12 protein-coding genes are annotated in these 12,674 nt (G+C 61.9%); 10 read left to right on the forward strand and 2 right to left on the reverse strand.

The genetic code is table 11. The features are described 5' to 3' along the window. Positions 1–38 precede the first annotated feature (38 nt). Positions 39–884, forward strand: a complete 846-nt coding sequence (gene xdhC / locus APH30_RS00075) for a xanthine dehydrogenase accessory protein XdhC (RefSeq protein ID WP_054911342.1) — start codon at positions 39–41, stop codon at positions 882–884. 10 nt (positions 885–894) lie between these two features. Beyond that, positions 895–2,199, forward strand: a complete 1,305-nt coding sequence (gene guaD / locus APH30_RS00080; RefSeq protein ID WP_009683927.1) for a guanine deaminase — start codon at positions 895–897, stop codon at positions 2,197–2,199. A gap of 102 nt (positions 2,200–2,301) precedes the next feature. Here guaD and APH30_RS00085 read toward each other — a convergent pair whose 3' ends face one another. Then, on the reverse strand, positions 2,302–3,057 hold the full coding sequence (locus tag APH30_RS00085; protein ID WP_054890194.1) for a GntR family transcriptional regulator: 756 nt from the start codon (positions 3,055–3,057) through the stop codon (positions 2,302–2,304). 283 nt (positions 3,058–3,340) lie between these two features. On the opposite strand from APH30_RS00085, the gene APH30_RS00090 reads away from it, so the two are divergent. Then, positions 3,341–4,690, forward strand: coding sequence for an NCS2 family permease (locus APH30_RS00090; protein ID WP_009683929.1), 1,350 nt, complete (start codon positions 3,341–3,343; stop codon positions 4,688–4,690). Positions 4,691–4,862: 172 nt separating this feature from the next. On the opposite strand, the gene uraH is transcribed toward APH30_RS00090, so the two are convergent. Further along, a complete protein-coding gene (uraH, locus tag APH30_RS00095; protein ID WP_003259496.1) occupies positions 4,863–5,216 on the reverse strand; it encodes a hydroxyisourate hydrolase in 354 nt (117 codons plus the stop codon). Positions 5,217–5,615: 399 nt separating this feature from the next. On the opposite strand from uraH, the gene puuE reads away from it, so the two are divergent. From puuE to APH30_RS00130, 7 genes are all read left to right on the forward strand, one after another. Then, positions 5,616–6,542 (forward strand): allantoinase PuuE, encoded by a 927-nt coding sequence (gene puuE / locus APH30_RS00100; RefSeq protein ID WP_054911343.1) that lies wholly within the window; start codon positions 5,616–5,618, stop codon positions 6,540–6,542. Continuing rightward, positions 6,542–7,057, forward strand: coding sequence for a 2-oxo-4-hydroxy-4-carboxy-5-ureidoimidazoline decarboxylase (gene uraD / locus APH30_RS00105; RefSeq protein ID WP_054911344.1), 516 nt, complete (start codon positions 6,542–6,544; stop codon positions 7,055–7,057). Before puuE ends, uraD begins: the two co-directional genes overlap by 1 nt. Before the next feature lie 49 nt (positions 7,058–7,106). Then, positions 7,107–7,610 carry an ureidoglycolate lyase gene (locus APH30_RS00110; RefSeq protein WP_009683933.1) on the forward strand — a complete coding sequence of 168 codons (504 nt, stop codon included), beginning with the start codon at positions 7,107–7,109 and terminating at the stop codon, positions 7,608–7,610. A gap of 45 nt (positions 7,611–7,655) precedes the next feature. Further along, entirely contained in the window at positions 7,656–8,975 is a 1,320-nt protein-coding gene (locus APH30_RS00115; RefSeq protein WP_054911345.1) for a urate hydroxylase PuuD, read from the forward strand. A 159-nt stretch (positions 8,976–9,134) separates the two neighbouring features. Continuing rightward, positions 9,135–10,490: a nucleobase:cation symporter-2 family protein gene (locus APH30_RS00120; protein WP_054911346.1), complete on the forward strand. Its 1,356-nt coding sequence runs from the start codon at positions 9,135–9,137 to the stop codon at positions 10,488–10,490. A gap of 153 nt (positions 10,491–10,643) precedes the next feature. After that, complete coding sequence (locus APH30_RS00125) at positions 10,644–11,429, forward strand: outer membrane protein OmpK (protein WP_054911347.1); 786 nt, start codon at positions 10,644–10,646, stop codon at positions 11,427–11,429. A 351-nt stretch (positions 11,430–11,780) separates the two neighbouring features. Further along, positions 11,781–12,563 carry an outer membrane protein OmpK gene (locus APH30_RS00130; RefSeq protein WP_009683938.1) on the forward strand — a complete coding sequence of 261 codons (783 nt, stop codon included), beginning with the start codon at positions 11,781–11,783 and terminating at the stop codon, positions 12,561–12,563. Positions 12,564–12,674 lie beyond the last annotated feature (111 nt).

Raw genomic sequence — 12,674 nt, forward strand, 5'->3', positions numbered from 1 at the left:
TACAAGGGGGCCGTGTCGATCTTTAGAGAGGTTGCATCATGCACCAATGGATCAACGCCCTCGCCGACCACCAGGCCCGTGGCGAAGCCTGCGTACTGGTGACCATCATCGAGGAACGCGGCTCGACCCCGCGTAATGCCGGCTCGAAGATGGTGGTCAGCGCCAGCGGCCTGTTCGACACCATCGGCGGTGGCCACCTGGAATACAAGGCCCTGCACATCGCCCGGCAAATGCTTGAAGCACAACGCACCACGCCGCACCTGGAACGCTTCAGCCTCGGCGCCAGCCTGGGCCAGTGCTGCGGCGGCGTCACCGTGCTGCTGTTCGAACCCATGGCTGCCGTGCAGGCGCACATCGCCGTGTTCGGCGCGGGCCATGTCGGCCGCGCTCTGGTACCCTTGCTCGCCGCCCTGCCCTGCCGGGTGCGCTGGGTCGACTCGCGTGAACAGGAATTCCCCGCATTCATCCCCAACGGGGTGACCAAGGTGGTCAGTGAAGAGCCGGTCGACGAAGTGGCACAACTGCCACCAGGTTGCTACTGCATCGTCATGACTCACAACCATCAGCTCGACCTGGAACTGACCGCCGCCATTCTCAAGCGCAACGACTTCACCTGGTTCGGCCTGATTGGCTCGAAGACCAAACGGGTCAAGTTCGAGCACCGCCTGCGCGAGCGGGGCTACGACGACGCGCTGATGGCGCGCATGCGCTGCCCGATGGGCCTGGCCGAGGTCAAGGGCAAGCTGCCCATCGAGATCGCGGTGTCCATTGCCGGCGAAATCATCGCCACCTACAACGCCTGCTTTGGCCAGCACGACGCTGCCGCCAATGCCGGCCCCATTGCCCAGTTGCTGCCGCCCTCCCGGCGCAGCCAAGCCCTTTGACGAGTGAGTTATGACCGTTACCCGCAAAGCCTACCGTGCCGCCATCCTGCACAGCATCGCTGACCCGGCCGAGGTGGGCCTGGAGGCATCCCATGAATACTACGAAGACGGCCTGCTGGTCGTCGACGATGGCCGCATCAGCGCCGTCGGCCACGCCAGCGAGCTGCTGCCGACCCTGGCCGCCGACTTTCCGGTCGAGCACTACCAGGACGCACTGATCACCCCGGGTTTCATCGATACCCACATCCACTTCCCGCAAACCGGCATGATCGGCTCCTACGGCGAGCAGTTGCTGGACTGGCTGAACACCTACACCTTCCCGTGCGAAAAGCAGTTTGCCGACAAGGCCCACGCCGACCAGGTGGCGAAGATCTTCCTCAAGGAACTGCTGCGCAACGGCACCACCACCGCATTGGTATTCGGCAGCGTGCACCCGGAATCGGTGAATGCCCTGTTCGAAGAGGCCGAGCGCCTGGACCTGCGGCTGATCGCCGGCAAGGTGATGATGGACCGCAACGCCCCGGACTACCTGACCGACACTGCCGAGTCCGGCTATGCCGAAAGCAAGGCGCTGATCGAACGCTGGCACGGCAAGGGCCGCCTGCACTACGCCGTCACCCCGCGGTTCGCACCGACCAGCACGCCTGAACAGTTGACCCTGGCCGGCCAGTTGCTCAAGGAGCACCCGGGCGTGTACATGCACACGCACCTGTCGGAAAACCTCAAGGAAATCGACTGGGTCAAGTCGCTGTTCCCTGAGCAGAAGGGTTACCTGGACGTCTATGACCACTTCGAGCTGCTGGGCGAACGCTCGGTATTCGCCCACGGCGTGCACCTGTGCGACGACGAGTGCCAGCGCTTGGCCGAAACTGGCTCGGCCGTGGCCTTCTGCCCCACCTCCAACCTGTTCCTCGGCAGCGGCCTGTTCAACCTGCCGCAGGCCGAGCGCTTCAAGGTCAATGTGGGCCTGGGCACCGACGTCGGCGCCGGGACCAGCTTCTCGCTGCTCAACACCCTGAACGAGGCGTACAAGGTGATGCAACTGCAAGGCGCGCGCCTGCATCCGTTCAAGTCACTGTACCTGGCCACCCTCGGCGGCGCCCGTGCGCTGCGCCTGGACGACCGCATCGGCAGCCTGCGCCCCGGCAACGATGCCGACTTCGTGGTGCTGGACTACAAGGCCACGCCGCTGCTGGACTACCGCATTCAGCAGTCCAACAGCATTGAAGAGACCCTGTTCGTGCTGACCACCCTGGGTGACGACCGCACCGTGCGTGAAACCTACGCTGCCGGGCGTTGCGTGCACCAGCGCTAGCCGCCACAGCCCTGGTAGGAGCGGCCTTGTGTCGCGATGGGCTGCAGAGCAGCCCCAGGGCTGAGTGCACATGCACACCCCTGGGGCTAACCAGGCAAACGATCAGCCTTTGACGGAAACCTTGGGCTTTTTCAGCAAATGCGAGAACACCGCATGCAGGTCGTCCGAGGCGCTTTCCTCGTCCAGGTTCAGCTTGCTGTCGATGTGGTCCATGTGGTGCATCATCAGGCTCACCGCCTGCTGGGCATCGCGCGCCTCGATGGCGTCGATCAGCTGCATGTGTTCGTCATACGAGCAGTGCGAGCGCGTGCCGCTTTCGTACTGGGCAATGATCAGCGAGGTCTGCGACACCAGGCTGCGCTGGAAGCTGACCAGCGGCGCATTGCCCGCCGCCTCGGCCAACTTGAGGTGAAACTCGCCGGACAGGCGGATACCGGCACCACGGTCGCCGCGCGAGAAGCTGTCACGCTCTTCACGCACCATCTGTCGCAGCTCGTTCAGTTGCTCGGCGGTGGCATGCTGCACGGCGAGTTCGGTGATGGCCCGTTCTACCATGCGCCGCGAGAAGAACACCTGGCGCGCCTCTTCAACGGTCGGGCTGGCCACCACGGCACCGCGGTTGGGCCGCAGCAAGACCACGCTCTCGTGAGCCAGCCGCGACAGGGCGCGGCGGATGATGGTGCGGCTGACGCCGAAGATTTCGCCCAGCGCTTCCTCGCTCAACTTGGTGCCCGGGGCCAGCCGCTGTTCAAGAATCGCCTCGAAAATATGCGCGTAGACGATGTCGTCCTGGGTACCGCTGCGGCCGGCCTTGCCGACCCGTGCAGGTTTCTTCAGAGGTTGCAGCTGTTCGTTCATGGGCTCTCGAGGCACGAAGAGAAAGTATGGCGCCATTGTACACAGGCTGAGGCGATTCCGCAGGGGGCGTTTTCGCTATATAGCCGTTGTACGACGCATTGCGCACACAAAACATAAAACATTATTTGCATTCTTTGTACACAAAAGCATAATCCATCGAGCAACTTCTTGACCCATAAGTCAACAAAACGGTCGGACGTCTGCCTCACCTCGCGGGGTCACCAAGTGCATGGCGCAGGAACTGGCCCCCACAACAACAAGAAAGACTTGAGGAGTACACGCTGTGGAAAGCCGCAAATCCGAAGCCCCTACGCTGGATCTTGCCCCGCCGCTCGAAACGAGTTGGCTGGAGCGGATTTTCAAACTCAAGCAACACGGCAGCACCGTCAAAACCGAACTGATCGCCGGGGTGACCACCTTCATCACCATGGCCTACATCATCTTCGTCAACCCCAACATCATGGCCGACGCCGGCATCGACCATGGCGCCGCCTTCGTCGCCACCTGCATCGCCGCGGCGCTGGGTTGCCTGCTGATGGGCCTGTACGCCAACTGGCCGGTGGGCCTGGCGCCGGGCATGGGGCTCAACGCCTTCTTCACCTACACCGTGGTCGGCACCATGGGCTACAACTGGGAAACCGCGCTGGGGGCCGTTTTCGTTTCGGGCGTGCTGTTCATGTTCCTGACCTTGTCGAAAGTGCGCGAATGGTTGCTCAACAGCATCCCGGTCAGCCTGCGCCATGCCATGGGGGCCGGCGTCGGATTGTTTCTCGGGCTGATCGGCCTGAAAACCGCCGGCATCATCGTCGACAGCCCCGCCACACTGATCAAGCTGGGCTCGTTGCATGAGCCAGGGCCACTGCTGGCAGCCGTGTGCTTCCTACTGATCGCCATCCTTAGCTACAAGCGCGTGTTCGGCGCGATCCTGATCAGCATCATCGGCGTCACCTTGGCCGGCTGGGGCCTGGGCCTGGTGAAATTTGGCGGGGTGATGTCGATGCCGCCGAGCCTGGCACCGACCTGGATGGCGATGGACGTGGCGGGCGTGTTCAACGTCAGCATGATCAGCGTGGTGCTGGCGTTCCTGTTCGTGCACATGTTCGATACGGCCGGCACGCTGATGGGCGTGGCCCAGCGGGCGAATCTGGTAGCACCGGACGGCCGTATCGAGAACCTGTCGCGGGCGTTGAAGGCCGACAGTGCATCGAGCGTGTTCGGCGCGGTGGTGGGTGTGCCACCGGTGACCAGCTATGTGGAAAGCGCTGCCGGGGTTGCGGCAGGTGGCCGCACCGGCCTGACGGCGGTGGTGGTCGGTTTGCTGTTCGTCGCGGCAATGTTCTTCGCCCCGCTGGCCGGGATGATTCCGGCTTACGCAACAGCAGGTGCGCTGATCTACGTGGCCATGCTGATGATGGGCAGCATGGCGCACATCCATTGGGATGAGGCTACCGACAGCATTCCGGCGATCGTCACGGTGATCATGATGCCGTTGACCTTCTCGGTCGCCGATGGCATCGCCCTGGGCTTCATCAGCTATGTGGCATTGAAGGCAGGTACCGGCAAGTACAAGGAAATCTCCGCCAGCCTGTGGGTGCTGTGCGCGATCTTCATTGCCAAGTTCGTGTTCCTCTGAACCTCGCCGTACCCACCAAGGGCGCCTCGGCGCCCTTTCTTCGTTGCTGCAGGCTGTGCCGGCCTTTGCGCGGATAAAGGTCGGCACAGCCAGTACAAAAACACCAGACGAAAAAAAGCCCGCCAGTGTGAGAGCGGGCCAAAGGACCTACGAAGATTCTTCTAGCGACCAACTAGCTTCCACGGTAGGTCGAATAGCTGTACGGCGAGATCAACAGCGGCACGTGGTAGTGCTCCTGCTGCTCGTCGATGCCAAAGCGCAGCACCACAACATCCAGGAACGCCTGGGCCGGCAGTTGCACACCGCGGGCGCGGTAGTAGTCGCCTGCGCTGAACTGCAGCTGGTAGACGCCAGTGCGGTAGTCGTCGCCTTGCAACAGCGGCGCGTCGACGCGGCCATCGCTGTTGGTCAGGGCGGTGTTCACCAGCTCCAGTTGCTGGCCTTCGACACGGTACAGCTCGACCTTGATCGAGCTGCCCGGGCAGCCATGCGCGGCATCCAGTACGTGTGTGGTCAAACGTCCCATTGCGTGTCGCCTCTTGTTCAATCTGTGGGCAAGAAATACTCGCCAGCGCACCCAAACAGGGCCTGCGGCAGGCGCGAATGACGCTATTAAGACATTCCACCGCAAAATTGTACACAATTTTTTGGACCCAGCCGTCGCACCCCACCGCACCTTGCTCACAAACGACCCAGCAGTCCCTAATACAGGCGGGATAACGACGCCAACTTCATTATCTGACCAATCAGGCAGGTTTCTTGCACTGTATTTCTTGCTGGCAGTGAAGCGACAAAAGGGCAGAAATGCGGAAAAACAGGCTTACAAAAGATTTCATAAGTTGTATACAATCAGCCCATCCGGTGGTGCGACATCCCGACGCGGCCCGCCCACCCCCCGCACCAACGCACAAGAAGGAAGACTGCAGTGAGCGCTGACTATCCTCGCGACCTGATCGGTTACGGCAACAACCCTCCTCACCCGCAATGGCCGGGCAACGCTCGCATCGCGCTGTCTTTCGTGCTCAATTACGAGGAAGGTGGCGAACGCAACATCCTGCACGGCGACAAGGAGTCCGAAGCGTTCCTCTCCGAAATGGTTGCTGCCCAGCCGCTGCAAGGCCAGCGCAACATGAGCATGGAGTCGCTGTATGAGTACGGCAGCCGTGCCGGTGTATGGCGCCTGCTCAAGCTGTTCAAGGACAGCGGCGTCCCGCTCACCATCTTTGCCGTGGCCATGGCCGCCCAGCGCCACCCCGACGTGATCCGCGCCATGGCCGAAGCTGGCCACGAGATCTGCAGCCACGGCTACCGCTGGATCGACTACCAGTACATGGATGAGGCCCAGGAGCGCGAGCACATGCTCGAAGCCATCCGCATCCTCACCGAAATCACCGGTGAACGCCCAGTGGGCTGGTACACCGGCCGCACCGGCCCGAACACCCGCCGCCTGGTGATGGAGGAAGGTGGCTTCCTCTACGACAGCGACACCTACGACGACGACCTGCCCTACTGGGAGCCGAACAACCCGACCGGCAAGCCGCACCTGGTGATCCCCTACACCTTGGACACCAACGACATGCGCTTCACCCAGGTGCAGGGTTTCAACTGTGGCGAGCAGTTCTTCCAGTACCTGAAAGACGCGTTCGACGTGCTTTATGCCGAAGGCGCCGAAGCGCCGAAGATGCTCTCCATCGGCCTGCATTGCCGCCTGGTAGGCCGCCCGGCGCGCCTGGCTGCGCTCAAGCGCTTCATCGACTACGCCAAGAGCCACAAGCAGGTCTGGTTCGCCCGTCGCGTGGACATCGCCCGCCACTGGCACACCACCCACCCGTACAAGAAAGAGAACGCCTGATGACTGCCTTCAAGACCCTCAAGCCCTCCGCCCTGGACCGCGACGCCTTCGTCGAAGTATTCGCCGACATCTACGAGCACTCGCCGTGGGTCGCCGAAAAAGCCTATGACCTGGGCCAACTGGGTGAACTGGACGAAGTCGAGGCGCTGCACCAGCGCATGAGCGATATCCTGCTCAGCGCCAGTCACACTGACCAGCTGGCACTGATCAATGCTCACCCGGACCTGGCCGGCAAGGCCGCCATCCAGGGCGAGCTCACCGCATCGAGCACCAACGAACAGGCCGGCGCCGGTATCCACCAGTGCACCGCCGAAGAGTTCGCCCGTTTCACCGAGCTGAACGATGCCTACAAGGCCAAGTTCCAGTTCCCGTTCATCATGGCGGTAAAAGGCAGCAACCGGCACCAGATACTCGCCGCGTTCGAAAAGCGCATCCACAACGACAGCGAGGCCGAATTCAAGGAAGCCTTGGCACAGATCAACCTGATCGCCCTGTTCCGCCTGCTGCAGCTGTAAGCGGCAGCCGACCCTCATTCAGTACAACGAACATAAAAGAGAGACCCGCATGCGCACCCTGATGATCGAGCCCCTGACCAAAGAAGCCTTCGCTCCCTTCGGCGACGTGATCGAAACCGACGGCAGCGACCACTTCATGATCAACAACGGCTCGACCATGCGCTTTCACAAGCTCGCCACGGTCGAGACCGCCGAGCCTGAAGACAAGGCGATCATCAGCATCTTCCGCGCCGATGCGCTGGACATGCCGCTGACCGTACGCATGCTGGAACGCCACCCGCTGGGCAGCCAGGCTTTCATCCCGCTGCTCGGCAACCCCTTTCTGATCGTGGTCGCGCCCATTGGCGATGCACCTGTATCAGGCTTGGTCCGTGCCTTCCGCAGTAATGGCAGGCAGGGCGTTAATTACCATCGCGGCGTCTGGCACCACCCGGTGCTGACGATCGAAAAGCGGGATGACTTCCTGGTGGTTGATCGCAGCGGTTCTGGCAACAACTGCGATGAGCATTACTTCACCGAGGAACAGATGCTGATCCTCAATCCCCACCAATAAGAAAAGGTCGGTCATCGTTCTCGGTGATCGGCAGAGGTACATACTGTGGAAGCACACCTTCACGAATGGCTGAACCTGAGCATTCGCTGGGTTCACATGATCACCGGCGTAGCCTGGATCGGTGCATCGTTCTACTTCGTCTGGCTGGAGAACCACCTGAACCGAAGCAACCCGCGCGATGGGTTGTCGGGTGATCTCTGGGCGATTCACGGCGGTGGTATCTACCACCTGGAGAAATACAAGCTCGCCCCCCCGAAAATGCCCGAGAACCTGCACTGGTTCAAATGGGAAGCCTACTTCACCTGGATGTCCGGTATCGCCCTGCTGTGCGTGGTGTTCTACTGGAACCCGACGCTGTATCTGCTGGCCCCTGGCAGTACCCTCAGCGGTGCCGAAGGCGTGGCCATCGGTATCGGCTCGCTGGTCGCCGGCTGGTTCATCTACGACTTCCTGTGCGACTCGCCGCTGGGCAAGAAGCCGGCGTTGCTCGGTGCCGTGCTGTTCGTGCTGATCATCGCCGCCTGCTGGGGCTTCAGCCTGGTGTTCAGCGGCCGCGGTGCCTACCTGCACACCGGCGCGATCATCGGCACCATCATGGTCGGCAACGTGTTCCGCATCATCATGCCGGCCCAGCGCCAGCTGGTGGCCGCGATCGAGAACAACCAGACGCCCGACCCGGTACTGCCGGCCAAAGGCCTGTTGCGCTCGCGCCACAACAACTACTTCACCCTGCCGGTGCTGTTCATCATGATCAGCAACCACTTCCCGAGCACCTACGGTAGCCAGTACAACTGGCTGATCCTGGCCGGTATCGCGGTAGCTGCGGTGCTGATCCGCCACTACTTCAACACCCGCCACGACAGCAACAAGTACGCCTGGACCTTGCCTGTCGGTGCCCTGGCAATGATTTGCCTGGCCTACGTCACCGGCCCCAAACCGATGGCAGTGAGCCCTGAGCAGGCCGCCGCGAAGATCGAGTACCAGCCTCTGCCGGCTACGGCTGTGGGTGGCAAGACCGCTGCCGAGCAACGCGCCGAAGCCGCCGCCAAGGCCGCCGCAGCGCCTGCCGAAGCCCCGGCCCAGGCTACGGCCCAGGCCGGTGCTGGCGACTTCGACAAGATCCACAATGTCATCCAGGAACGCTGCACCGTGTGCCACTCGGCCAAACCGACCAGCCCACTGTTCAGCGCCGCCCCTGCCGGCGTGATGTTCGACACCCCGCAGCAGATCCAGGCCCAGGCCGCGCGCATTCAGGCGCAGGCAGTGGCCAGCCAGATCATGCCGCTGGGCAACATCACCCAGATGACCACCGAGGAGCGCAAGCTGGTCGGTGACTGGATCGCCAAGGGCGCCCAGGTCAACTGATCGAGCCACAAGCGTCAAGCTGCAAGCCTCAAGCTGTACGTAGTAGGAAGCAAGCATCGAGTGCCAGGCTCCAGTGCGGATACCAAGCTTTTTCTTGAAGCTTGCCCCTTGGAGCTTGGCACTTGGATCCGAGAATAAAAACAAAACTCGAGGTGCTGCATGTCCGAGTCCCGCAAGGCGTACATACCCGTTGCGCCACCGCGCGAACCCTTGCCCCTGTTCCAACTGTTCCTGGTTGGCCTGCAACACGTTTTGCTGATGTACGGTGGCGCCATCGCTGTGCCGCTGATCATTGGCCAGGCCGCCGGGCTGTCCCGTGAAGAAGTCGCTTTCCTGATCAACGCCGACCTGCTGGTCGCTGGCGTCGCCACCATCATCCAGTCGTTCGGTATCGGCCCGGTGGGCATCCGCATGCCGGTGATGATGGGTGCCAGTTTCGCAGCCGTGGGCAGCATGGTGGCCATGGCCGGCATGCCCGGTGTAGGCCTGCAGGGGATCTTCGGCGCGACCATCGCCGCCGGGTTCTTCGGCATGCTGATCGCACCGTTCATGTCCAAGGTCGTGCGCTTCTTCCCACCGCTGGTCACCGGTACGGTGATCACCTCGATTGGCCTGTCGCTGTTCCCGGTAGCGGTCAACTGGGCCGGCGGTGGCCAGGATGCCAGTACGTTCGGTTCGCCGATCTACCTGCTGGTGGCCGGCCTGGTGCTGGCCGTGATCCTGCTGATCAACCGCTTCATGCGCGGCTTCTGGGTCAACGTGTCGGTGCTGGTTGGCATGGGCCTGGGTTACGTGCTGGCCGGCGCCATCGGCATGGTCGACCTGTCAGGCCTGAGTGAAGCGCCGTGGTTGCAGGTGGTGACGCCCCTGCACTTCGGCATGCCGACCTTCAGCCTGGCACCGATCCTGTCCATGTGCCTGGTGGTGGTGATCATCTTCGTCGAGTCCACGGGCATGTTCCTGGCCCTGGGCAAGGTGACCGACCGCGAAGTCACCCCAGGCATGCTCCGCCGCGGCCTGCTGTGCGATGCCGGGGCCTCGTTCATCGCCGGCTTTTTCAACACCTTCACTCACTCGTCGTTCGCCCAGAACATCGGCCTGGTGCAGATGACCGGGGTCCGCTGCCGCTTTGTCACCATCGTGGCCGGCGCCCTGCTGATTCTGCTCAGCCTGCTGCCCAAGGCAGCGTTTCTGATCGCCTCGATCCCGCCCGCGGTACTGGGTGGGGCGTCGATCGCCATGTTCGGCATGGTGACCGCTACCGGGATCAAGATCCTGCAGGAAGCCGACATCGGCGACCGCCGCAACCAGTTGCTGGTTGCGGTAAGCGTGGGCTTCGGCCTGATCCCCGTGGTGCGCCCGGAGTTCTTCGCGCAGATGCCGCAGTGGATGGAGCCCATCACCCACAGTGGCATCGCCATGGCCACGGTCAGCGCCCTGGTGTTGAACGTGCTGTTCAACATTCTGGGCGGTGCCGACCGCGCGGTGCACAACGACGCCTGTCACCAGCACTGAGGCAAAACCCCTTCGAGTGAACGGGAGCGGCCTGTTGCCGCTCCGGTCTCGAACCGTCGTAGACGCTACACCGTCGGCCCGCCGGAATGGGCCGCCCGGGGCACCTGCACGCCAAAAAAACCCAAAAAAAACAATAAGTCCGGTAAGCACAACATGAAACGCATCACCACGTCCCTCTTGCTGGGCAGCAGCCTGCTGGCCACCGTTCCCGCCCACGCGGGCGAATGGCTGCAATGGCACGGCGAAAGCCTGACCTACCTGTACGGCAAGGACTTCAAGGTCAACCCCAGCATCCAGCAAACGGTTACCTTCGAGCACGCCAACAAATGGAAGTACGGCGACACTTTCATGTTCGTCGACAAGATTTTCTACAACGGCATAGCAGACGCCAGCAAGGGCGTGACCACCTACTACGGTGAGTTCAGCCCGCGCCTGTCATTCGGCAAGATCTTCGACCACAAACTGGCGTTCGGCCCGGTCAAGGATGTGTTGCTGGCCATGACCTACGAACGTGGCGAAGGCGACAACGAGGCCTACCTGATCGGCCCCGGCTTCGACCTGGCCATCCCGGGCTTCAACTACTTCACCCTCAACTTCTATGTGCGCAACACCGAGGGCAGCCGCCCCGGGGACAATGTGTGGCAGATCACCCCCGCCTGGTCGTACACCCTGCCGGTGGGCAAGTCCGACATCCTGATCGATGGTTACATGGACTGGGTGACCGACAACGACCAGACCCGCCGTGGCACCTACCACGCCAACCTGCACTTCAACCCGCAGGTCAAATATGACCTGGGCAAGGCCCTGAACCTGGGGGCAAAGCAGCTTTATGTGGGCTTCGAGTACAGCTACTGGAAGGACAAGTACGGCATCGACAGCCGCGGCAACCTGGACAGCAACCAGAGCGTGGCGAGCGCGCTGATCAAGGTACACTTCTAAGAAGTTGACCAAACGCACAAGTTTGATTCACAGCGCTCCAGGACGGAGCACTTGAGGCGCGGCGCGCAAGCCAGTAATCTGCGCGCCCCCTCGATCAGGGCAGAACGGATTCTGCCTGCGTTTACTGACCGCTCAGTCAATGAATACGGGCGGTTGGCGAACGTGTTGCCAGCCTGAAAGACCCTTTTCATCCGTTCAGAACGAAGTCGAGCAGGAAGGTTTTGCCAACCCGGAAAAGTTGGCCCAACCCTTGCCAAACAGCTGTGGCCTATCGAAAAAAGCTGACTCAAAAGACAAAAAGCGCCAACAACGAGCGCAGACAACAGATCAAACAAGGGAGCGACACTCGCAATGCGTACCATCAACAGCCTGATCCTTGCTGGCGGCCTGCTGGCCTGCGGCACCACCTTCGGCGGTGACTTGCTGCAATGGCAGAACAACAGCCTGACCTACCTGTGGGGCAAGAACTTCAAGGTCAACCCGCCAACCCAGCAAACCGTGACCTTCGAACATGCCGATGGCTGGAAGTACGGCGACAACTTCATCTTTGTCGACAAGATCTTCTACCAGGGCCAGAAGGACGAGGGCAACGGCCCGAACACCTACTATGGCGAGATCAGCCCACGCCTGTCGTTTGGCAAGATCTTCGACCAGAAGCTGGAGTTCGGCCCGGTCAAGGACGTGCTGCTGGCCATGACCTACGAGTTTGGCGAGGGTGATACCGAGTCGTACCTGATCGGCCCGGGCTTCGACCTGGCCATCCCCGGTTTCGACTACTTCCAGCTGAACTTCTACAACCGCACCACCGACGGCAGCCGTGCCGGCGACAATGTGTGGCAGATCACGCCGGTGTGGTCGTACACCATCCCGGTGGGGGATTCCGACGTACTGATCGACGGCTTCATGGACTGGGTGGTCGACAACGACCAGAACCGCCGTGGTACCTACCACGCCAACCTGCACTTCAACCCGCAGATCAAGTACGACCTGGGCAAGGCGCTGCACTTTGGCGAGAAGCAGTTGTACGTGGGTGTGGAGTATGACTACTGGAAGAACAAGTACGGCATCAAGGACAGCGATGCCTTCACCACCGACCAGAACACCATGAGCTTCCTGGTCAAGGTGCACTTCTGACCTGAGCCCTCGGGGCCGCGCTGCGGCCCATTCGCGGGCACGCCCGCTCCCACAGGGTCCGCGCTCGGCCCAAGGCAGACACTGTACCTATGGGAGCGGGCGTGCCCGCGA

The organism is Pseudomonas sp. NBRC 111127, assembly GCF_001320345.1.
In the GTDB taxonomy this organism is placed as follows: domain Bacteria; phylum Pseudomonadota; class Gammaproteobacteria; order Pseudomonadales; family Pseudomonadaceae; genus Aquipseudomonas; species Aquipseudomonas juntendi.

Bases quoted from the DNA above. Each gene is read 5' to 3' on its own strand.
- xdhC (WP_054911342.1), top strand. From the start codon at position 39: ATGCACCAATGGATCAACGCCCTCGCCGACCACCAGGCCCGTGGCGAA.
- guaD (WP_009683927.1), top strand. From the start codon at position 895: ATGACCGTTACCCGCAAAGCCTACCGTGCCGCCATCCTGCACAGCATC.
- APH30_RS00085 (WP_054890194.1), bottom strand. From the start codon at position 3,057: ATGAACGAACAGCTGCAACCTCTGAAGAAACCTGCACGGGTCGGCAAG.
- uraH (WP_003259496.1), bottom strand. From the start codon at position 5,216: ATGGGACGTTTGACCACACACGTACTGGATGCCGCGCATGGCTGCCCG.
- uraD (WP_054911344.1), top strand. From the start codon at position 6,542: ATGACTGCCTTCAAGACCCTCAAGCCCTCCGCCCTGGACCGCGACGCC.
- APH30_RS00110 (WP_009683933.1), top strand. From the start codon at position 7,107: ATGCGCACCCTGATGATCGAGCCCCTGACCAAAGAAGCCTTCGCTCCC.
- APH30_RS00120 (WP_054911346.1), top strand. From the start codon at position 9,135: ATGTCCGAGTCCCGCAAGGCGTACATACCCGTTGCGCCACCGCGCGAA.
- APH30_RS00125 (WP_054911347.1), top strand. From the start codon at position 10,644: ATGAAACGCATCACCACGTCCCTCTTGCTGGGCAGCAGCCTGCTGGCC.
- APH30_RS00130 (WP_009683938.1), top strand. From the start codon at position 11,781: ATGCGTACCATCAACAGCCTGATCCTTGCTGGCGGCCTGCTGGCCTGC.